Origin of the sequence: Pseudomonas sp. NFX5, from assembly GCF_049132125.1 — a bacterium.
Taxonomy (GTDB): domain Bacteria; phylum Pseudomonadota; class Gammaproteobacteria; order Pseudomonadales; family Pseudomonadaceae; genus Aquipseudomonas; species Aquipseudomonas marginalis.
Genome location: NZ_JAFMZG010000036.1, coordinates 1 through 20,881 on the forward strand (window position 1 = coordinate 1; position 20,881 = coordinate 20,881).

Genomic DNA, 20,881 nt, shown 5'->3' on the forward strand with positions numbered 1-20,881 from the left:
ACACAGTCACTGCATTCTTCCAGGCTGAACCGGGTCGCGGGTTTCAGGGCCGCTTCGCGCCCCAGCGCGGGGCAAGCCCGCTCACCACAAAAAAAGCCCGCTTCGTTAACCGAAGCGGGTTGATGTCAGGTTAATCAGCGGAGAACTTGAAGACGGTGTTCTGGGTATACGTCTGCCCTGGATTCAAACGGGTCGAGGCAAACGTCGGTTGGTTAGGCGCATCCGGATAGTGCTGGGTCTCCAAGGTGAAACCACTCCAGTGCAGGTAGGTCTTGCCACCTTTGCCCTTCACCGAACCATCCAGGAAGTTGCTGGTATAGAACTGCACGCCCGGTTCGCTGGTGTAGAGCTGCAAGCGCCGGCCTGACGCCGGGTCGTGCACCTCGGCGGCAAGTTGCTTGACGTCGCCCTTGGTGTCCAGCGCCCAGTTGAAGTCAAACCCACCCTGTTTCGGCTCGGCAAATTTGAGCTGCGGGTGATCTTCCTTGATGTGCTGGCCGATCGGGGTGGGCTTGAGGAAGTCCATCGGCGTGCCCTTGACCGGCGCGAGTTCGCCGGTAGGAATCAAGGTGGCATTCACCGGCGTGTAATGGCTGGCATGCAATGTAGCGACGTGCTTGAGGATGTCGCCGTTACCCGCACCGGCCAGGTTGAAGTAGCTGTGGTTGGTGAGGTTGAGTACCGTCGGTTTGTCGGTGGTGGCTTTGTAGTCGATGTGCAGTTCGTTCCTGTCGTTGAGGCGATAGGTGACTTCGGTTTTCAAATTACCGGGAAAGCCCATCTCACCGTCCTTGGACAGGTAGCTCAGCTTCACGCCGACCGAGTCCTTGTCCTTGACCGGCTCGGCCTTCCACACCTGCTTGTCGAAGCCCTGGGCGCCGCCATGCAGTGAGTTGGGGCCGTCGTTGAGCGGCACCTGGAAGCGCTTGCCGTCGAGTTCAAAGGCACCGCCGGCCAGGCGATTGCCGAAGCGGCCGATGGTTGCGCCGAAAAACGCCGTACCGGCTTGATAGCCTTGTACGTCGTCAAAGCCCAGCACCACGTCGTCGACCTTGCCGTTTTTGTCCGGCACTTTCAGCGACTGCAACACGCCGCCGTAGGTGATCACCGTGGCTTGCATGCCGTGGCTGTTGCGCAGGATGTACTGCTCGACGGCGGTGCCGTCGTTGGTTTTACCGAAAGGTTTTTGCTCGCTGCTCAGGCCGGCCGCCTGGGCGCCGCCGCTGGCGATCAGCATGGACAGCGCCAGGCCGGACAGCAGGTATCGAGGGTGCTTCATGGTCGAACTTCCTTTTGTTGTTTTGAGTGGAATAGTTCTACTAATAGCGATATTTTGTCGGTTTGACAGCGAATTTATAGCCTTTAAAGCCGATTTCGTAAAATAAAATAAGACTAATTGATCGAGGCATCCTTTTATGAGTACTGAACACGCCGTTTATCCCGACCTCAAGGGCAAGACCGTACTGATTTCCGGGGGCGCCTCGGGGATCGGCGAATTCATGGTGCGCGCCTTCGCCGTGCAGGGTGCCAAGGTCGGGTTTGTGGACCGCGCGCAAAGCCAGGGCGAACGCCTGGCGGCGTTGTTGAGTTCCCAGGGGCATGCCGTGGAGTTCGTGTGTTGCGACATCACCGATGAAATCGCCTACAAGGCGGCCATAGGGCGCTTCGAACATTCCCTGGGGCCGATCAGCGTACTGGTGAACAACGCCGCCAATGACGTGCGCCACACCCTGGAAGAAGTCGATTCGGAAACCTTCGACAAGCTGATCTCAGTCAACCTCAAACACGCCTTCTTTGCCGCCAAGGCCGTGGTGCCGATGATGAAACGCGCCGGCAGCGGCTCGATCATCAACCTCGGCTCCGTCGGCTGGATGATGGCCTCCGCCGGCTACCCGGTGTACGCCGCCAGCAAGGCCGCCGCCCACGGCATGACCCGCGCGCTGGCACGAGAACTGGGGCCGAACCGTATCCGGGTGAACACACTGGTGCCGGGCTGGGTGATGACCGAAAAACAGCTGTCCATGTGGGTGGATGATGCCGCCAAGGAACTGATCAGCCGCAGCCAGTGCCTGCCCGGCAGCGTACTGCCGGAACACATCGCCAATATGGCGCTGTTTCTCGCGTCCGATGCCTCGGCGATGTGTTCGGCGCAGAACTTTATTGTGGATGGCGGCTGGGTCTGAGCCGAACACGTCAGTTCAGGCAACCCAAATCAATGTGGGAGGGGGCTTGCCCCCGATAGCGGTGGTTCAGGCAGTACTTCTATAACTGATCCACCCTTATCGGCGGCAAGCCCCCTCCCACATTTGAACTGCTGTGCTTAGGCGATGGGGTAACGCCTGAACGCCAGATGCTGCTCCAGCCTTTCGGCATGCCGTTGCAGGTTGGGAAATGCATCCGCCTTGACCACCGATGCCACGGTGAACTGGCTGAACGACCAGGCCACCGCCGCCGTAATCGACGCCTGGGTCAATGCTTCGCTGTCGCCCAATTGCTTGTCCAGCAACCCATAGGCCGCAAGCAATTGCCCGCTCACGCGCTCAAGCCATGGCGCATGCAGCTTCTCGGCCGGGCGCAGGTTGTGTTCATAGACGATCTGCACGCTCTTCTCGCAGGCTGCCAGCGCCAGTCCCAGAACGTGCAAGTCCTTGGCCAGTGCCGCAGGATGCCGGGGCAACAGCTTGCTGTCAGCCGGGGCCAGGGTTTCCAGGTACTCCAGGATCAGGCTGGAGTCCATCAACACCGTGCCATCGTCCAGCACCAGGGTAGGGGCCTTGACCACCGGGTTGATCTGCGCAAATTCGTCGAAGGTGCGGAACACGGACAGGGGTTCATGCACGAAATCCACCCCGTACAGGTCCAGGGAAATAGCCACGCGGCGCACGTAGGGCGAGTCCAGCATGCCGATCAGTTTCATGAAGCCTCCATTGCTGTCAGGTTGACGAGCCCAAGAGATTAAGGGCACTCCGTCGCCCGGCGCAATTGTTGATACGCCTGCACCAGCTGCTCCAGGCTGAACGCCAGGTTGCGCCCGCTGGGATTGGGCAGCACCCACACTGACGCGCCGCCCAACATCTTTGGCTGCAAGCCCCAGGCGATCTCGCGTTGGCCGCTCAACGCGCTGTAGCCGGGCTTGCCGAGGAACGCCACGAAGCGCGGCGCGCAGTGGCGGATCTTGTGTTCGAAGCCCACGGCGGCCTGGGTGAACTCATGCCGTGCCAATTCGCCCGCGCTGGCCGTGGGACGTTCCACCAACGTGGTCAGGCCGCAGTGGTAGTGCAGCAGCGTGCGCCCGTGTTCGGGGCGGATTTCATGGGGCGTGAAGCCGGCCAGGTGCAGGGTGCGCCAGAAGCGGTTGCTGCGGTTGGCGAAATGCAGGCCGAGGGCGGCGGAACCCTTGCCGGGGTTGATGCCGCAGAACACGACCTTCAGGTGATTGGCGAGAATATCTTCAAGTCTGTCGGCCATGTGGGGTATCTGGATGTGAGCCAATCGGTAAGATGCGCTTTGAATTCATCCATTCCAAGCGCCTCAGGAGCAGTGAGCATGACCGATTCATCCAGCTATGTCCCACCCAAGGTCTGGACCTGGGACGCCGAAAGTGGCGGCACCTTCGCCAGCATCAACCGGCCCATCGCCGGCGCTACCCATGACAAGCAATTGCCGGTCGGCAAGCATCCACTGCAGCTGTATTCCCTGGCCACGCCCAACGGGCAGAAGGTCACCATCCTGCTCGAGGAACTGCTGGCCCTGGGGCACAGCGGCGCGGAATACGACGCCTGGCTGATCAAGATCGGCGACGGCGACCAGTTCGGCAGCGGCTTTGTCGGGGTCAACCCGAACTCGAAGATCCCGGCCTTGATGGACCACAGCGGCGCCCAGCCGATTCGCGTGTTCGAATCCGGCGCGATCCTGCAGTACCTGGCCGAGAAGTTCGGCGCCTTCTTCCCCACCGAGCCGGCGGCCCGCGCGGAATGCCTGTCGTGGTTGTTCTGGCAGATGGGCAGTGCGCCCTACCTGGGCGGCGGCTTCGGGCATTTCTATGCCTATGCGCCGAGCAAGATGGAATACCCGATCAACCGCTTTGCCATGGAAACCAAGCGCCAGCTGGATGTGCTGGACCAGCGCCTGGCCGTGAGCGAATACATCGCCGGGGATGAATACACCATCGCCGATATCGCCATCTGGCCGTGGTACGGCGGGTTGGTCAAAGGTCGCTTGTATGGGGCGGCCGAGTTTCTCTCGGTGCACGAGTACAAGCACGTACAGCGCTGGGCAGACGCGATTGAGGCGCGGCCGGCGGTGCAGCGTGGGCGGCGGGTGAATCGGGTGTCGGGCGAGGAACAGTTGCCCGAGCGCCATGATGCAAGTGACCTGGACTGATTGAGATCCAAGTGTGGGAGGGGGCTTGCCCCGATAGCGGTGGATCAGTCACGGATGTATCAACTGACCCACTGCCATCGGGGCAAGCCCCCTCCCACATTTTGATCGCCTTATCTTCGATTTACTTGTAGCGCTGTTCGAACACCGCCACCTGTTCGGGCTTGATGAGCTCGAACGGCACCCACACCTCGGACTCGATCGGCTCGCCCTTGATCATCCTGATCGCCGACTGCACCGCCTGAGTGGCCTGGGCCTTGGGGTCCTGGAATACCGACGCCGTGAGCATGCCGCGCTTGATCGCCGCCAGACCGTCGGGCAAGCCGTCGATGCCGATAATCGCGATCTCGCCCTTGGCCTTGCCCGCCTGCTGCAAGGCCATGGCCGCGCCAATCGCCATTTCATCGTTATTGGCCACAATCGCATCGAACTGCGTGCCGGCCAGCAGCCAGTTGCTGGTCAGGTCCATGCCCTTGTTGCGTTGCCACTCGGCGCTTTGCTGCTCCACCACCTTGATGCCGGGAAAGTCCTTGAGCACCTGTTTGACGCCTTCGGTGCGGTCATGGGTGGCGTTCTGCGCGAGGTCGCCCATGATGATCGCCACATTGCCCTTGCCGCCGAGCTTTTCCGCGAGGTAGCGCATCTGCAATTGCCCGGCCTCGATATCGTTGGATGCCACGGTGACCACGCCCTTGGGCAAGGTGCGCTCATCCGGGTGGCGGTTGACGTACACCAGCGGCGTCTTGGCCGCCACGGCGGCGCGGGTCATGTTGGCGGTGGCGGCGGTGTCCACCGGCAGCACGATCACGGCGTCGACTTTCTGGTTGAGAAAGCCTTCGACCTGGTTGAGCTGGCGCACCACGTCGCCCTGGGCGTCTTCGAACTGGATCTGCACGTCCTGTTGCTTGGCGGCATTTTCCAGGCCGGTGCGCACGTAGGTCATGAAGTTATCGTCGACCCGCGCGATGCTCACGCCGATGCGATACGCGGCGAAGGTCCATTGGCTGAACAGCAGTAAAAACGCAGCAACAAGCAATGAATAGCGATGCATGAGGGTGTTCCTTTTATTGTTATAGGGTGAACGCTTGACGGAAACGCTCCAGGGCCAACTCGCTGTCGCCGCTGGCCCAGCCTTCGAGGCCGACCACGCCGTTGTAGCCCATGGCGTGCAGGGCCCTGGCGATGGCCGGGTAGTGGATTTCGCCGGTGCCGGGCTCCTGGCGTCCGGGCACGTCGGCCACCTGGATTTCACCGATGGCGCTGCCTGCGCGCTGGATCAGCTCGATCAGGTTTCCTTCGCCGATCTGCGCGTGGTACAGGTCCAGGTTCATCTTCAGGTGCGGGCTGCCCACGGCTTCGATCAGCGCCAGGGTGTCGTCGGCGCGGGCGAACGGAACGCCGGGGTGGTCGACCTCAGTGTTGAGGTTTTCCAGCAGGAACACGCGGCCGGCGTCTTCACCCAGGCGCGCGATCTTTTCCAGCGCCTTGCACGCGCTCAGCCACATGCGCCCGGTGGTCTGGCTCACGGGCTGCACCGGCAGGCCGCCGTCACCCAGGCCGGTGCCGTGCAGGTTGAGACTGGGGCAATTCAGGCGCTCGGCGACGCCGATGGATTCGCGCGCGCTGTCGAGCAGTTGGCGGATGCCGTCGGGGTCGGTGAGGGTGCCGCTGATATAGCCGGTCATCGAAGTGAAATCGGCGCCGGTGGCGGCCAGGGCGCTGATGTCTTTATTGGTCCAGTTCCAGATTTCGGCACTGAAACCCAGTGCATGGATGCGCTTCACGCGCTCGACGAAGGGCAGGTCGAGAAACACCATCTCGGCACTGATCGCCAGTTTGAACGGGCTCATCAGCGGGCTCCCTGCACGGCCACGGCCTTGCCGGTCTCGAACGACTCGATGCAGGCACGGGCAATCGCCAGGGCGGCGCGCGCGTCTTCACCACTGGCCATGGGCTTGGCGCCGCTGCGCAGGCAGTCGACAAAGTGGTTGAGTTCGGCGATGTAGGCGTCGCGCAACAGGTCGGTGTCCATGCGCTGGGTGTCGGCCTGGATGCCCTCGGCCAGGTAGCGCACCAGGTCGGAGTCGTTGAGGCTGCCCATGCTCAGCATGCCGGCGCTGCCGAACACTTCGCCGCGCACGTCGTAGCCGTACACCGCCTGGAAGTTGGCCTCGGCGGTGGCGATGGCGCCGTTGTCGAAGCGGATCGCGACCACGGCGGTGTCGAGGAAGCCTTTGCTTTTGTACTCCGGCGCGATCAATGCGTCGGCCATCACATACACCTGCACCGCTTCGGCACCGGGGTTGAGGTAGCGCAGGGTGTCGAAGTCGTGGATCAGGGTTTCCAGGAAGATCACCCATTGCGGCGAATTGGCCGGGTTGTTGAGTGCCGGGTCACGGGTCAGCGAGCGCAACAACTGCGGCGTGCCGATGCGGCCGGCCGCCACGTCGAGGTGGGCCGTGCGGAAGCTCTTGGCGAAACGCCGATTGAAACCGACCTGCAGCGGCACGCGCGCATCGGCCGCGGCGGCAATGGCGCGGTCGGCTTCGTCGAGGGTGATGGCCATGGGTTTTTCGCAGAAGATCCCCTTGCCGGCGCGGGCGGCGCTGATCACCAGTTCTGCGTGGCTGCGGGCGGGGGCGGCGATGAGGACGCCGTCGATGTCCGGGTCGTCGAGCAGCTGTTGCGGGTCGGTGTAGACCTTGGCTGCCCCCAGTTCGGCCGCCAGGCGTGCGGCTTGGCCGGGAGTGGGGTCGGCGATGGCGGCGAGCGTTGCGCCAGGGATGTGTCGCGCAGCGGTCAGGCCGTGGAAGCTGCCCATGCGACCTGCACCGATCAAGCCCAGGCGGATGTTCTGTGTACTCATGAAATAACCCCTTTTTATTGTTGGCCGCAGGACAGCCCTGGCTGGCAAAGGGGCTGGAGCAAAGGTTATGCCAATTTATAACTGTCTGATAATTAAGACTTTATAAAATACAATAAACAAAATGTGTTCATTCTGATGACATGCCTATACTGACATGTCAAAAACATGAACATGGATATCGCCCGATGAGCATGGCGTTCAGCGTACAAGACCTCGACTACCTGACGGCCCTGGGGCCTGCGGCGCTGAACGACGGTCCGGTGGCTGCGCTGGAACAGGCGTGGCGCGCGTGCCTGGCCGGGCAGGTGCAGCGCCCGGCCGAGGTGCGGCAGGTGATCTGGGATTCCTGGCGCCGCAGCGTAGAGGCGGGTATCGACCCGGATGACAGCCAGTACCGCTTCGTGGCGCCCCACGATCTTGCTGCCACCCTGGCCACCCACCGCGTCCTGATCGCCGCCGCCGCGCAGGTCATGCATGGTTTGCTGGCCTATAACCCGCGAGGGCATATCAACCTCACCGACGCCGAGGGCACCACCCTGTATTTCTGCGGGCTGGACATCACCCCCGTCGGCAGCCGCCTGCTCGAATCGGTCCAGGGCACCAACTGCACCGGCCTGGCCCTGGCCGAAGACCGCCTGGTGTACGTGCTGGCCGAGGAGAACTTCGGCAGCGGCCTGCGCCAACGCCGTATGCACTGCGCCGCCGCGCCGATCAGGAATGCCCAGGGCCAGACCCTGGCGATGCTGACCCTCACCGCCGAACCCGGCTGGTTTCATTTTCACACCCTCGGTACCGTACAAGCGGCTGCCGAAGCGGTCTCCCGCCAGATGGCCCTGCAAGCGCTGTTGGAAGAGCAGCAAACCGTGCTCGAAGTGCTTAACGAAGGCCTGGTGGTGCTCGATGAGCGTGGCTGCATCAAGGCGCTCAATCGTTATGCCCGGCAACTGTTCGGGGTGGGGCTGGAGCTGATCGGCAGCCCCTTCCAGCGCCTGGGCCGCAGTGAATTGAGTGACGCCATGCTTTTACGCGGCGGTGAGCCGGTGCGTGACCTCGATTGCACCTTCCACCTGCACGACCGCAGCCAGCTCGCCTGCCTGGTCTCGGTGTGCCCGCTGGAGCAGGGCGGGGTGATCGTGTCCCTGCGCGAAAACCGCCGCATCCGTGAAATCACCCGGCGCATCATCAGCACCCAGGCGCGCTACACCTTCGATACCATCCAGGGCACGTCGCGGGCGATCCAGGACGCGCTGCACCTGGGACGCATCGCCAGTCGCAGTGAATCCACCACCCTGATCCTCGGCGAAAGCGGCACCGGCAAGGAGCTGTTCGCCCAGGCCATCCACAACGCCAGCGACCGCGCCAACGGTCCGTTCGTGGCGGTCAACTGCGGCGCGATCCCACGGGACCTGGTGCAGAGCGAGCTGTTCGGGCACGTCGAAGGCGCATTCACCGGCTCGGCCCGGGGCGGGTCGGCGGGCAAGTTTGAACTGGCGGATGGCGGCACCATCTTTCTGGATGAGATCGGCGATATGTCCTTCGACGCTCAGGTCAGCCTGCTGCGGGTGTTGCAGGAAGGCGAAATTACCCGCGTCGGCGCGAAAAGTTCACGGCCCGTGGACGTAAGGATCATTGCCGCCACCCACCGCAACCTCAGCCAGGCGGTGGCCGAAGGGGCGTTCCGTGAAGACCTCTACTACCGCCTCAACGTCCTGAACCTGACCGTACCGCCGCTGCGCATGCGCCGTGAAGACATCCCGTTGCTGGCGCGGCACTTCCTCACGCGCTGCGCCCGTTCGCTGCGCAAATCGGTACAGGGCTTTGCCCCGGATGCGCTGGAATTGCTCTCGGCCTACGCCTGGCCAGGCAATGTGCGCGAGCTGGAAAACAGCATCGAACGCGCCACCAACCTGGCGACGGGCGAACTGATCCAGGCGGCCGATCTACCCCTGGAAACCAGACCGCGCGCCACGCTGCGCCACCACGAACCTCAGCCCGCCCAGGACCTGAGCAGCCACGAAATGCACGCCATCGTCGCCGCCCTCAAAAGCACCGGAGGCAACATCCGCCTGGCCGCCCGGCAACTGAACGTGTCCCGGGGTGGGCTGTACAACAAGATGAGTCGGTTCGGGTTGAGTGCCGCAGATTTTCGCGGCGCATAGGGTCGACATGTGGGAGGGGTTTTGCCCCCGATAGCCATAGGTATCTACACAACGTTGGCTCAACGCTGAAAGCGCGGCGGATAGGGCTGTCGTGGTGAGCGGGCTTGTCCCGCGCTGGGCTGCGCAGCAGCCCCAAAACCAGCCTCTACAGAGTGTCTGATACACCGCGATCTTCTTGACTGGGGCTGCTGCGCAGCCCAACGCGGGACAAACCCGCTCGCCACAGGGAGATTTGTCAGGGTCTGAAAAGTTGCGTAGATGCCCTTGCCCCGATAGCGGAGTGTCAGTTGACATCTACTTAACTGATCCACCGCCATCGGGGGCAAGCCCCCTCCCACATTTTGATCTCCATGTATCAGGCACACATGTTCTCCGACGTCACAATCTGCGGCGCGATATACACCCGATGCCGCTCCGGATCAAACCCCTCGGCACTCTGCAATTCCACCAGCAACTGCACCAGCGCGTTCGCCGTCTGCCTGGGCTGGGAATCCATCACCACATCGATCAACCCCTGGCTCAGCGCCTGGCGTGACAGCGCCGTGGACTCCTGCAAAATGCAGCACAAGGCCGGGCGCTTGGGCAGTTGCGCCAGGGCGCTGATGATGCCGTCGCCACCGCCACCCACCACGCACAGGCCGCACAGGTCGGTGTGGCGGGTGAGCAGGTCGAGGGTGGCTTCTTCGGTGATGTCGCAGTTGTCCAGGTTGATCAGCGGCTCCAGCGGTTTGAGCCCCGGGGCGTGTTCGGCCAGGTAGCTGTGCAGGCCTTCGACCCGTGCCTGGTGACCGAGGAAGCGATGGCCGCCGAGCAGGATCCCCACGCTGCCTTTGCGGGCGCCGCAGGTGCGGGCGAGCAGCCAGCCCATGGTGCGCCCGACCACGTGGTTGTCCTGGCCCACGTAGGGTTCAAGGGCTTGCTCATGAATATCCGAGAGCAGGGCCACCACCGGCACGCCGGCCTCGCGGATCTGCGCCAGGCAGGCGTTGATCAGCGGGTGGGCGAAGCTGACCACCGCCAGGCCGTCGCACTGCACGGCCAGTTGCTCGATCTGCGCGACGATGGCGCTGGGTGTGCGGTCGTTGATGTAGTCGAATTGGCAGGTCAGGTTGGCGCTGGCGTGATGCTGCGCCGCCTCGCTGATCGACTGCGCCAGGTGGGCATAGAACGCCTGGGCGGTGCCCAGCAGCAGGATGCCGAAGCGATAGGTGGGCCGGCGTTCGCGTATGCGTTGGCCGATCAGCCGCGCCGCAAAATAGCCCACCGCTTCGGCGGCCTGGAACACCTGCTCGGCCGTCTGCGGATTGACTGGCGCGCGCGCATTCAGCACGCGGTCGACGGTGGCCACGCTGAGGCCCGCATGGGCGGCGACGGTGGCGATGGTCGGGCGTTTATTGTTGTTCATGACAGCCCCCTTGAGCGTCTTGATAGAAAACTATCAAGCCCCGCTGGGCCTGGATGATAGCTTGATAGGGAATGGATTCAAGGCCTTGAGGGTGATTTAGCCGCGCTCTATCGTTGGTTTCGCAAAGCACCTGAAACCTCTCGCTTGCGGAGAACAATAACAATGCCTGAACACACCGCTCACACCGCTCGGCGCGACTACAGCCTCACCGGCCCCGAAGCTGCCCGCGCGGCGGAAAAAGGCCTGGTCTCGGCCAGTTGGTACCAATCGCCGATTTCCCGTAAACGCATGAAAGAACTGATGCAACGCCGCGACGGCCCGGCCTTGCTCGACACTGCTATTTGGGCGGCCGCGCTGTTGGCCACCGGATTCGGCGGCTACTGGTTCTGGGGCACGTGGGCCTGCGTGCCGTTCTTCCTCGCCTATGGCGTGCTGTACGGCACCGCGTCCAACCCGCGCTGGCACGAAACCGGCCACGGCACCGCGTTCAAGACCCGCTGGATGAACGACGTGCTGTACCAGGTCGCAAGCTTCATGTGCATCTTCGAACCCCACGTGTGGCGCTGGAGCCATGCCCGGCACCACACCGACACCATCGTCGTCGGCCGCGACCCGGAGATCGTCGAGCCACGCCCGCCTAGCCTGCCGATGATGTTTCTCAGCCTGTTCAACCTGCCCCTGGCCTGGAAGACCTTCAGCGGTGTGGCGCGCCATGCCATCGGCCAGATGAGTGCCCAGGAGGCGGACTTCATCCCCGAATCCGAGTGGCCCAAGGTGTTCCGCGCCGCGCGTATCTGGGTCGGTATTTATGCGCTGGTGATCGGCACCGCGTTGTACCTGCACAGCTGGTTGCCGCTGATGCTGGTTGGGCTGCCAAGTATCTACGGCGCCTGGCTCGGCTACGTGTTCGGCCTCACCCAGCATGTGGGCCTGGCCGAAGATGTGCTCGACCACCGCAGCAACTGCCGCACCATCTACATGAACCGCGTGCTGCGCTTTATCTACATGGACATGAACTACCACCTCGAACACCACATGTACCCGATGGTGCCCTACCACGCCTTGGCGCAATTGCACGAAGAGATCCGCAGCGACTGCCCGCCGCCGTACGCCAACCTGTTCGAGGCGTACAAGGAGATCCTTCCGACGATCTGGAAGCAGCGCAGCGATCCGACTTACTTCGTCCAGCGTCCCATCCGCCCCAGCGCTGAACCGGCCGCCAGGGCCCCGATGCATGCAGAAGCCACTGCCGGCTGAATCCCACCCAAGAACAAGAGAAAACGCCATGAACGATCAATGGATCGACGTCTGCGCCGTGGGCGAAATAGACGCGGAAGACGTGCTGCGCTTCGACCACGGGGCGCACACCTACGCGGTGTTCCGCTCGGCGGACAATGAGTTTTTCGCCACCGCCGGCCTGTGCACCCACGAGAAAATCCACCTCGCCGACGGCCTGGTGATGGACCATGTGATCGAGTGCCCCAAGCACAACGGGCGCTTCGATTACCGCTCGGGCAAGGCCCTGGGCGCGCCGGTGTGCGTCAACCTCAAGACCTACCCGGTACGGGTCGAAGCGGGGCGGGTGTTGCTCGCCGTCACGGCTTGATGATGAACACCGCCCTGATCATCGTCGGCGCCGGCCATGCCGGTGGCCGCGCGGCACTGACCCTGCGCGAGGAAGGCTACAGCGGACGCCTGATCCTGATCGGCGACGAGCCGCACGTGCCCTATGAGCGGCCGCCGCTGTCCAAGGGCCTGTTGCAGGGCAGCATGGACCTGGCCGGCTGCAGCCTGTGCGACAGCGCCCGGCTCGCCGAGTTGGGCATCGAACACATCGCCGGTAACCCGGTCCGCGAACTGGACCCGCCGCAACACCGCCTGCAATTGGCTGACGGCCAGTGGCTGTCCTACGCCGGCCTGTTGCTGGCCACCGGCGGCAGGGCGCGACGCTTGCCCCAGGCGCAGGCCAACGTGCTGTACCTGCGCACCCATGATGAAGCGCTGGCGCTGAAATCCGCGTTGCGACCCGGAGCGCGGCTGGTGATTGTCGGCGGCGGGTTTATCGGCCTGGAAGTCGCGGCCACGGCACGGGGCCTGGGCTGCGAGGTGACGGTGCTCGAAGCCGGGCCGCGCTTGGCGGGCCGGGTGCTGGCGCCGGTCATCTCCGAAGCGCTGCTGCAGGTGCATCGCCAACAGGGTGTCGACGTGCGCTTGAATGTGGCGTTGGAGTCGATCCATGCAGAGGCGGTGCAACTGGTGGACGGGCAGTTACTGCCCTGCGACCTGGTGGTGGTCGGCATCGGCATGCAACCGAATATCGAGTTGGCCGTGGCGGCGGGGCTGGAGGTGGGGCAGGGCATTCGCGTCGACGCGCATCTGCGCACCAGCGCGCCGGACATCTACGCGGCAGGTGACGTGTGCGAGTTTCGCCTCGGCGGCGAGTACCAGCGCCAGGAAACCTGGCGCAATGCCGAGGCCCAAGGGCGGCATGCCGCACTGAACATGCTCGGGCGTGATGAGCCGTTCGAAGCGCTGCCCGGCTTCTGGTCCGACCAGTACGACTGGGGCTTGCAGACCGTGGGCGTGATCACGCCGCTGACCGTCAGCCGTGCCTTGCCGGGCGCGGGTCTGTTGCTGTTCTACCTCGACGCCGACCAGCGCTTGCAAGGCGCCTGCGGCTGGGGCCCCGGCAACAGCGTGGCCAAGGACATCAAGCTGTGCGAACGCCTGATCAGCGCGCGCATTGCCCTGAACGCGGCCAGCCTGGCCGACCCCGACGTGTCCCTCAAACACCTGCTGCGAGGCTGATATGCGCCAACTCCTGGTATTCCAATCCCTCTGGGCGATGCACACCGAGCCCGGCCCCATGGAGGCCCAACTCGACCGCATCAAGGCCGCCGGTTTCGACGGCATTACCGATCACTACTGGCACGCCGCCGATGTCGCGCGCCTGCACGCCGCCGCCACGGCGCGGGGCCTGCAGATCGAAGGCCAGTTGTTCCCGCAAAGCGTCGACGACCTGGCGGCGGCACTGGATGTGATCAGCCGCCACGGCTGCCACCACCTCACCCTGCAAGCCGATGTGCGCCCGCGCACCCAAACCGAAGCCGCCCGCTTGATCGAAGGCTGGCAACGCCTGGCCGAGCAGGTGGATTTTCCGGTGCTGCTGGAAACCCACCGCTATCGCCTCACCAGCGACCTGTTGTTCACCCTCGACTTGCTGGCGCAGATGCCCGATTTGAAGCTGCTGGCCGACCTGTCTCACTACGTGGTCGGCCGCGAGCTGCCCGAGCCCGGCGCCGCCGAAGACGACGAGCAGATCCGCACGATCCTGCGCCACAGCTGGGGCTTTCATGGCCGTGTGGCCAGCAGCGAACAGGTGCAGGTGTCGCTGGCGTTCCCCCAGCACCAGGCCTGGGTGCAGCGCTTTACCGCGTGGTGGCGTTACGGGATCGAAGACTGGCTGGCCCGCCCCGAGACCCCGCACAGCCTGTCCTTCACCTGCGAATTGGGCCCGCCGCCCTATGCCATCACCGGCGCCGATGGGCGTGAAATCAGTGATCGCTGGGCCGAGGCGTTGCAGCTCAAGGCGTTGATTCGCGACGTGTGGCAGGCGTGCCGGAAATGATCTGCTAACCTGCGCGGGTTCACTCCCGCCCTTAGCCTGGATTTGCCCCATGCCGACTTCCTCCGTTCAGCCGCCTCTTGAACCGCAGTCCGTCTGCCACCCGATCACCAGCAGCGCGATCTTTATGGTCGCCACCATCGCCCCCGGCAGTGAAGAAGGCGTGCGCGCCTGGTGCGCAGACATCGCCGGGCTGGTGCGTTCGGTGGGCAAGCGCGTGCCGGCGGGCAACCTCATCTGCGTCTGCGGCTTTGGCTCGCAGGCCTGGGACCGCTTGTTCGGCACGCCGCGCCCGGCGGCGTTGCACCCGTTTCGGGAGTTCGGTGTAGAAGGGCGCATGGCGGTGTCGACGCCCGGCGACATCCTCCTGCATATCCGCGCCGAGCAGATGGACCTGTGCTTTGAACTCGCCACCCAGCTGATGACAGCGCTGGGCGATAGCGTGAAGGTGGTGGATGAAGTCCAGGGTTTCCGCTACTTCGACATGCGCAGCATCATCGGCTTTGTCGACGGCACCGAGAACCCGGTGGGGCGCAAGGCCGTGGGCTTCACTATCGTTGGCGACGAAGACCCCGGATTCGAAGGCGGCAGCTACGTGCTGGTGCAGAAATACCTGCACAACATGACCGCCTGGAACGGCCTGACGGTGGAAGCCCAGGAGAAGGTGATCGGGCGCACCAAGCTGTCGGATATCGAGTTAGGCGAAGACGCCAAGCCGAGCAATGCCCACAGCGCCCTGACCGTGATCACCGACGAGAACGGCGAAGAAGTGAAAATCCTGCGCGACAACATGCCCTTCGGCCGACCCGGTGCCGGGGAGTTCGGCACCTACTTCATCGGCTACGCACGCTCGCCGCAGCCGCTGGAGCAGATGCTGGAAAACATGTTCGTCGGCCGCCCGGCAGGCAACTACGACCGCTTGCTCGACTTCAGCACGGCGGTCACCGGCGGGTTGTTTTTCGTGCCATCGGCCGACCTGCTCGAAGCACTGGCGGAGCGTACGGGCGGGCTATAAGGCAAGGCAGTTCAAATGTGGGAGGGGGCAAGCCCCCTCCCACATGAGATTGATGCCGGGTTGAGACGGGTGTTATATCAACCCAGCAACCCGGTACTGACCGCCACAATCAGGAACACCCCCAGCAGCGCGCGATAGATCACAAACGGCCAGGTGGAGAACCGCTCGAGGAACTTCATCAGGCCCCAGATCGCGAAGAACGCCGAGACACTGGCCACCACCAGCCCGAACAATAAATGCGGCCAGGCATGGGCGGGCATATCGGCATGCAGCAGCACCCACAGCTCCTTCAAACCGGCGAGGGCGATGGCGGGCAGGCCCAGCAGGAAGGAAAAGCGCGCGGCTTCTTCGCGTTTGAAGTTGAGGAACAGGGCCGCGGTGAGGGTCGAGCCGGAACGCGATACGCCCGGAATCAACGCGCCGATCTGCGCGACCCCGACAATCAGCGCATCCCGCAGGCGCATCTGGCTGACCTCGCGGGTATGCCGGGCACGCAGCTCGGCCGCCGCCAGCAGCACCGCCATTACCACGCAGGAAATACCGATCACCAGCAGCCCGCGCAGCGGCGAATTGCAGGCGTTCAGGGTCGACGACAAGGCCAGCCCGGCAATCCCGATCGGAATGGTCGCCAACACAATTGCCACCGCGAGCTTGAACCATGGATCGTTGTAGTCGCCCCGGCGCACCGCGCCGATGCTGCCCGTGGTCACTTGGCGCACATCGCGCCAGAAGTAACTGACCACCGCCGCCAGTGCCGCCAGCTGCATGGCCGCCGAAAACGCCGAACCGGGGTCTTGCCAGCCGAGCAGGGCAGGCACCACACGCATATGGGCGGTGGAGGAGACCGGCAACAATTCGGTAATGCCCTGGATCACGCCCAGGATAAAGATCTGCAGGTAATCCAGGGAGGCGAAGCCCACATCCAGGCCGGCGGTACAAACGTTGGTCAATGTGCGTGTCCTTGAAAAAGTGGCGAGCCGGCGGAGTTTATTCGAAATGTTTCAGCGCTTCGGCAGGGCTCGCCGCTATTTGCAATCGGTTCAGCAAGTAGAAAGGTTCGCGGCACTATTGGACTGCGCCGAGGTTTTGTGAACAATGGCGCCCTGCGTTTTTTGACCGAGAGCCCCATGCCTGAAACCACCGTGGAATTGATCCAGACCGGCCCCGAAGAAGCCGAGCTGATCCGCAATCTCTACCAGTACTACGCCTATGAATCGTCGGACTGGGAGCAGGAAGATGTCGAGGCGGACGGCCGTTTCTACATCCATGACCAGCACCTGAACCGCTATTGGCAAGACCCGCACTGGAGCGCCAACCTGTTGCTGGTGGACGGCTATATCGCCGGCTTCCTGCTGATCGAAGGCAGCGAGTTGCCGGGCATCGACGCCCTGGAACTGGCCGACCTGTTTATCCTCAAGCGCTATCGTCGCAAAGGCATCGGCCGCGCCATCGCCACCCAGGTGTTGTGCAGCGGCGAGGCGGATTGGCTGGTGCGGTTTTATGACCAGGACGAAGTGTCCCAGGCGTTCTGGCGTACGGTGCTGGATAACCTGCCGCGCCCGGTGCAGGCCCTTGAGCTGGCGGATGACCCGCAGTTGATGAGTTACCTGGTTACGCGGGCGGTGTTGCATTAAAGGTGTGCTGCATCGCCTGGGGCGGCTGCCCGAACGCCCTTAGAAACGCCTGGCGCATGCGCTCGCGATCACCGAAGCCGGTTTCGCGGGCCACCACTTCCACCGGATGACGGCTGGTTTCCATCATCGCCCGTGCGGCTTCAACCCGCAGGGATTCGATGGCCTTGGCCGGCGTCTGCCCGGTTTCTTCGCGAAATACCCGGCTGAACTGGCGCGGGCTCAGCCTGGCCACCTCGGCCAGGGCGTCCACCGACAGGTCATGGGTGAGGTTTTCGCGGGCGTAGGCCAGGGCCAGTTGCACACGGTCGGACTTGGGGTCCAACTCCAACAGTGCAGACAACTGCGATTGCTCGCTGCCCCGACGCTGGGCGATCACCAGCTTGCGCGCAATGCGCCGGGCGAGGTCGCTGCCCAGGTCGTTCTCCACCATGGCCAGCGCCATGTCCACCCCGGCACTCATGCCGGCGCCGGTCCATACCTGGCCGTCAACGATAAACAGCTTGTCTTCTTCCAGGCGGATATCCGGGTAGCGCTTGCGAAAGGCCGGCGCGTGGATCCAGTGGGTGGTGGTGCGTTTGCCGTCGAGCAAACCGGCCTCGGCCAGCACGAAGATGCCCATGCACAGCGACGCGACACGCCGCGATTGAGCCGAGGCGGCCTTGACCAGTGCCAGCAGGTTGGCCTCCGGCAGGCGAAACTCCAGGTAACCGCTGACGATCAGCGTGTCATAGCCTTGGGGCCGCAGGGGCGAGGTGTTCACCGAGAAGCCCTGGGACGTCATCACGGCGCCGCCGCTTTCCGACACCAGGTGAAACTCATAGGCGGGCTCTCCACGCAGCAGGTTCGCGCACTCGAACACCGAGCCCAGGCTGAGGCTCAGGGATTGGAAGTTCGGGTAAACCATCAGCGCAACGCTGTGCATCGCATGTCTCCAGGGGCGTGGGAGGGTGGATTGTCGGCGGCTGCCGGGAAAACGGCAACCGACTTCGGGTCATGTCCGGAATCCTTGCGCATATGACATTGTGAGGGGTTGGCGTGGTCCCTAACATTCCCTCAACGAACTAGACGACTGGTCTAATCGGACGGAGTGAAGCATGAGCGGCGAAACTAAAAGTGCACGGCAGACCATTCTTGATACGGCGCAATTGATTGTCGGCCGCAAAGGTTTTTCTGCGGTGGGCTTGAACGAAATACTGCAAGCCGCCGAGGTGCCTAAAGGTTCGTTCTATCACTACTTCAACTCCAAGGATGGCTTCGGTGTCGTGTTGCTCGACACCTACTTCGACAACTACGTGCACGGCATGCAGCAACTGTTCGACCAACCCGGTTTATCCCAGCACGCCAAGTTGATGCGTTATTGGCAGGCCTGGATCGACAATCAGACCGGTTGCACCGATGCGGGCAAGTGCCTTGCCGTCAAACTGGGTGCGGAGGTGTCAGACCTTTCAGAGCCCATGCGCCTGGCGCTGGAACGTGGCACGTCGCGCACCATCGATTTACTTGCCATCGCCATACAGCGTGGCCTTGAGGACGGTTCCCTGAACGTCGACCAAGCCCCTGCAAGCCTGGCCCGGCGCCTGTACGCGCTGTGGCTGGGGACCAGCGTCATGAGCAAGATCACCCGGACATCCGCGCCGTTTGATGAGGCGTTGCTGCTGACCCGACAGCTGTTGGGTTGCCCTGGACACACAGACATTCACTGATCGAGGCACTGGAAAATGAAAGTATTAATGGTACTGACCTCTCACGACCAGCTTGGCGACACCGGCCGCAAGACCGGCTTCTGGCTCGAAGAATTTGCCGCACCCTATTACGTGTTCAAGGACGCGGGCGCCGAACTGGTGCTGGCGTCCCCGGCCGGTGGCCAGCCGCCCCTGGACCCGGTGAGTGACGCGCCCGACGCGCAAACCGAGCAGACCCGCCGCTTTGCCGCCGACCCTGCCGCGCAACAGGCCCTGGCCAGCACGGTCAAGCTGGACACGGTCAACGCTGACGACTTCGACACCGTGTTCTACCCAGGCGGCCACGGCCCGCTGTGGGACCTGGCAGAGTCGCCGGTGTCCATCGCCCTGATCGAGTCCTTCGAGCGTGCCGGCAAGCCCATCGGCTTTGTCTGCCACGCACCGGGCGCCTTGCGTCACGTCAAGGCCGTCAATGGCGAGCCGCTGGTCAAGGGCCGTCGCGTCACCGGCTTCTCCAACTCGGAAGAAGCGGCGGTGGGCCTGACCGAGGTGGTGCCGTTCCTGATTGAAGATGATTTCAAGGCACTGGGCGGCAACTATCAGAAGGGCGCCGACTGGCAATCCTTCGTGCTCGAAGATGGTTTGCTGATCACTGGGCAGAACCCTGCCAGTTCCAGTGACGTGGCCAAGGCGCTGCTCAAACTCACCGCGTAAGTTAATTAACCCTTTCATTCATTGGCGACTTGCAACAGTCGCCAATGCTTTTGCTCGTCTCGAATTTGGAATACCCCAATGACTAACAGCGTTTTAAGTACCCCGGTCAAACTGGGTCATCACACCTTGAACAACCGTATCGTGCTGCCACCGTTGACACGCCAGCGCAGCGCCCAGCCCGGCGATATCGCCACCGACCTGATGGCCGAGTATTACCGCCAGCGCGCTACGGCCGGTTTCATGGTCAGCGAAGGCACGCAGATCGAACCCCGTGGCCAGGGTTACGCCTGGACGCCGGGCATCTACACCCCGGCGCAGATCGACGGCTGGCGCAAGGTCACCGACGCGGTGCATGCCGAAGGCGGGGTGATCTTTGCCCAGTTGTGGCATGTGGGCCGTGTGTCCCACAACGCCTTGCAGCCTGACGGCGCCGCACCGGTGGCACCGTCGGCTATTCAAGCCCAGCAAGCCAAGGCCTTTATCCAAACCGGGCCGGGGGTCGGCGAATTGATGCAGCCGCCGGTGCCGCGAGCGTTGAGCGTGCTGGAGATCGAAGAATTGGTCGGGCAGTACGCCCAAGCGGCGCGCAATGCCCTGGACGCCGGGTTTGACGGCGTGGAAATTCATTCGGCCAACGGTTACCTGGTCAACCAGTTCATCTCGGCCCATGCCAACCAGCGCGACGATGAGTACGGTGGTTCGCTGCACAATCGCCTGCGTTTTTTGCGCGAGATCGTCGAAGCCGTCAGCAAGGTGGTCGGGCCGGAGCGCCTGGGCGTGCGGTTCTCGCCGTTGTTCAGCGGCACCGACCAGGACCGTGTGTACATCGGCCTGGTGGAAGAAGACCCGCACTACACCTACATCGAAGCGATCAAGGTGCTGGAACAGTCGGGCATCGCCTACGTGTCCATCGCCGAAGCCGACTGGGACAACGCCCCCGTGCTGCCCGACAGCTTCCGTGAGGCCGTGCGCAGCACCTTCAGCGGTCGCATTATCTACGCCGGTCGCTACACCGCTGAACGCGGCGCGAAACTGGTGGACGCCGGGCTGGCGGATTTGATTGCGTTCGGACGGCCGTTCATTGCCAACCCGGACCTGCCGCAACGGCTATTCAAGGGCTGGCCGTTGAACCCGCTGCGGGAAGAGGGGATGTATGGTGGCGGTGAGGCGGGATACATCGACTACCCCACCTATTCCGAGTAAGAACGCGGTCAATGTGGGAGGGGGCTTGCCCTGATGCCAGCCATTTAAGAAGGAACACTATTAACTGTGGTGAGCGGGCTTTTTGTGGTGAGCGGGCTTGCCCCGCGCTGGGCCGCGAAGCGGCCCCAAACACAGCCCCGGAGCTGCCTGACACACTGCAGCGCTCTTATTGGGGCTGCTTCGCAGCCCCAATAAGAG

At 63.3% G+C, this 20,881-nt stretch carries 20 protein-coding genes and 1 pseudogene; 12 read left to right on the forward strand and 9 right to left on the reverse strand.

Translation table 11 applies throughout. The features are described from left to right. Positions 1-130: 130 nt before the first annotated feature. Positions 131-1,279, reverse strand: coding sequence for an aldose epimerase family protein (locus J1N02_RS26360; protein WP_098479795.1), 1,149 nt, complete (start codon positions 1,277-1,279; stop codon positions 131-133). A gap of 136 nt (positions 1,280-1,415) precedes the next feature. Here J1N02_RS26360 and J1N02_RS26365 point away from each other — a divergent pair, with 136 nt between their 5' ends. Continuing rightward, positions 1,416-2,183 (forward strand): SDR family NAD(P)-dependent oxidoreductase, encoded by a 768-nt coding sequence (locus J1N02_RS26365; protein ID WP_421147993.1) that lies wholly within the window; start codon positions 1,416-1,418, stop codon positions 2,181-2,183. A gap of 137 nt (positions 2,184-2,320) precedes the next feature. Here J1N02_RS26365 and J1N02_RS26370 read toward each other — a convergent pair whose 3' ends face one another. Both J1N02_RS26370 and mug read right to left on the reverse strand, forming a co-directional pair. Beyond that, positions 2,321-2,917: a glutathione S-transferase family protein gene (locus tag J1N02_RS26370; protein ID WP_421147994.1), complete on the reverse strand. Its 597-nt coding sequence runs from the start codon at positions 2,915-2,917 to the stop codon at positions 2,321-2,323. Positions 2,918-2,955: 38 nt separating this feature from the next. After that, entirely contained in the window at positions 2,956-3,468 is a 513-nt protein-coding gene (gene mug / locus J1N02_RS26375) for a G/U mismatch-specific DNA glycosylase (RefSeq protein ID WP_092359712.1), read from the reverse strand. Between the two features lie 78 nt (positions 3,469-3,546). Here mug and yghU point away from each other — a divergent pair, with 78 nt between their 5' ends. Further along, positions 3,547-4,383, forward strand: coding sequence for a glutathione-dependent disulfide-bond oxidoreductase (gene yghU, locus J1N02_RS26380; protein ID WP_115488549.1), 837 nt, complete (start codon positions 3,547-3,549; stop codon positions 4,381-4,383). Between the two features lie 121 nt (positions 4,384-4,504). Here yghU and J1N02_RS26385 read toward each other — a convergent pair whose 3' ends face one another. Genes J1N02_RS26385 through J1N02_RS26395 form a run of 3 tightly spaced genes read right to left on the reverse strand, consistent with a single transcriptional unit; the run spans position 4,505 to position 7,246 of the window. Beyond that, the gene (locus tag J1N02_RS26385) at positions 4,505-5,431 is read right to left on the reverse strand and encodes a sugar ABC transporter substrate-binding protein (RefSeq protein WP_027607581.1); all 927 of its coding nucleotides are present in this window, start codon (positions 5,429-5,431) and stop codon (positions 4,505-4,507) included. A gap of 19 nt (positions 5,432-5,450) precedes the next feature. After that, positions 5,451-6,230: a TIM barrel protein gene (locus J1N02_RS26390; RefSeq protein WP_421147995.1), complete on the reverse strand. Its 780-nt coding sequence runs from the start codon at positions 6,228-6,230 to the stop codon at positions 5,451-5,453. After that, on the reverse strand, positions 6,230-7,246 hold the full coding sequence (locus J1N02_RS26395) for a Gfo/Idh/MocA family oxidoreductase (RefSeq protein ID WP_368963363.1): 1,017 nt from the start codon (positions 7,244-7,246) through the stop codon (positions 6,230-6,232). The genes J1N02_RS26390 and J1N02_RS26395 overlap by 1 nt, the downstream gene beginning before the upstream one ends. A gap of 185 nt (positions 7,247-7,431) precedes the next feature. Here J1N02_RS26395 and J1N02_RS26400 point away from each other — a divergent pair, with 185 nt between their 5' ends. Beyond that, positions 7,432-9,405, forward strand: a complete 1,974-nt coding sequence (locus J1N02_RS26400; protein ID WP_421147996.1) for a sigma-54 interaction domain-containing protein — start codon at positions 7,432-7,434, stop codon at positions 9,403-9,405. A 355-nt stretch (positions 9,406-9,760) separates the two neighbouring features. On the opposite strand, the gene J1N02_RS26405 is transcribed toward J1N02_RS26400, so the two are convergent. Further along, the gene (locus J1N02_RS26405; protein WP_421147997.1) at positions 9,761-10,810 is read right to left on the reverse strand and encodes a LacI family DNA-binding transcriptional regulator; all 1,050 of its coding nucleotides are present in this window, start codon (positions 10,808-10,810) and stop codon (positions 9,761-9,763) included. Positions 10,811-10,972: 162 nt separating this feature from the next. On the opposite strand from J1N02_RS26405, the gene J1N02_RS26410 reads away from it, so the two are divergent. The 5 genes from J1N02_RS26410 to J1N02_RS26430 are packed head-to-tail and all read left to right on the forward strand — an operon-like array spanning position 10,973 to position 15,450. Beyond that, entirely contained in the window at positions 10,973-12,067 is a 1,095-nt protein-coding gene (locus J1N02_RS26410) for a fatty acid desaturase family protein (RefSeq protein ID WP_027607576.1), read from the forward strand. 28 nt (positions 12,068-12,095) lie between these two features. Beyond that, positions 12,096-12,416 (forward strand): MocE family 2Fe-2S type ferredoxin, encoded by a 321-nt coding sequence (locus J1N02_RS26415; protein WP_027607575.1) that lies wholly within the window; start codon positions 12,096-12,098, stop codon positions 12,414-12,416. A 2-nt stretch (positions 12,417-12,418) separates the two neighbouring features. Next, positions 12,419-13,618, forward strand: coding sequence for an NAD(P)/FAD-dependent oxidoreductase (locus tag J1N02_RS26420; protein WP_421147998.1), 1,200 nt, complete (start codon positions 12,419-12,421; stop codon positions 13,616-13,618). Between the two features lies 1 nt (position 13,619). After that, the gene (locus tag J1N02_RS26425) at positions 13,620-14,438 is read left to right on the forward strand and encodes a sugar phosphate isomerase/epimerase family protein (RefSeq protein ID WP_421147999.1); all 819 of its coding nucleotides are present in this window, start codon (positions 13,620-13,622) and stop codon (positions 14,436-14,438) included. Between the two features lie 49 nt (positions 14,439-14,487). Then, positions 14,488-15,450 carry a Dyp-type peroxidase gene (locus J1N02_RS26430; protein WP_421148000.1) on the forward strand — a complete coding sequence of 321 codons (963 nt, stop codon included), beginning with the start codon at positions 14,488-14,490 and terminating at the stop codon, positions 15,448-15,450. 77 nt (positions 15,451-15,527) lie between these two features. Here the strand turns inward: J1N02_RS26430 and J1N02_RS26435 are convergent, their stop codons facing one another. Then, positions 15,528-16,400, reverse strand: a complete 873-nt coding sequence (locus tag J1N02_RS26435) for an undecaprenyl-diphosphate phosphatase (protein ID WP_092359732.1) — start codon at positions 16,398-16,400, stop codon at positions 15,528-15,530. A 177-nt stretch (positions 16,401-16,577) separates the two neighbouring features. Between J1N02_RS26435 and J1N02_RS26440 the strand changes: the two genes are divergently transcribed. Beyond that, the gene (locus J1N02_RS26440) at positions 16,578-17,084 is read left to right on the forward strand and encodes a GNAT family N-acetyltransferase (protein WP_043293772.1); all 507 of its coding nucleotides are present in this window, start codon (positions 16,578-16,580) and stop codon (positions 17,082-17,084) included. On the opposite strand, the gene J1N02_RS26445 is transcribed toward J1N02_RS26440, so the two are convergent. Further along, on the reverse strand, positions 17,062-18,006 hold the full coding sequence (locus J1N02_RS26445) for a GlxA family transcriptional regulator (protein ID WP_027607569.1): 945 nt from the start codon (positions 18,004-18,006) through the stop codon (positions 17,062-17,064). The genes J1N02_RS26440 and J1N02_RS26445 overlap by 23 nt on opposite strands. 172 nt (positions 18,007-18,178) lie before the next feature. Between J1N02_RS26445 and J1N02_RS26450 the strand changes: the two are divergent. The 3 genes and pseudogenes from J1N02_RS26450 (at position 18,179) to J1N02_RS26460 (ending at position 20,683) form a co-directional block, all read left to right on the forward strand. Next, a pseudogene (locus J1N02_RS26450) lies at positions 18,179-18,806 on the forward strand (TetR/AcrR family transcriptional regulator). Next, on the forward strand, positions 18,803-19,480 hold the full coding sequence (locus J1N02_RS26455) for a type 1 glutamine amidotransferase domain-containing protein (RefSeq protein WP_027607567.1): 678 nt from the start codon (positions 18,803-18,805) through the stop codon (positions 19,478-19,480). The pseudogene J1N02_RS26450 and the gene J1N02_RS26455 overlap by 4 nt, the downstream one beginning before the upstream one ends. 78 nt (positions 19,481-19,558) lie before the next feature. Next, positions 19,559-20,683, forward strand: coding sequence for an alkene reductase (locus tag J1N02_RS26460; RefSeq protein ID WP_421148001.1), 1,125 nt, complete (start codon positions 19,559-19,561; stop codon positions 20,681-20,683). Positions 20,684-20,881 lie beyond the last annotated feature (198 nt).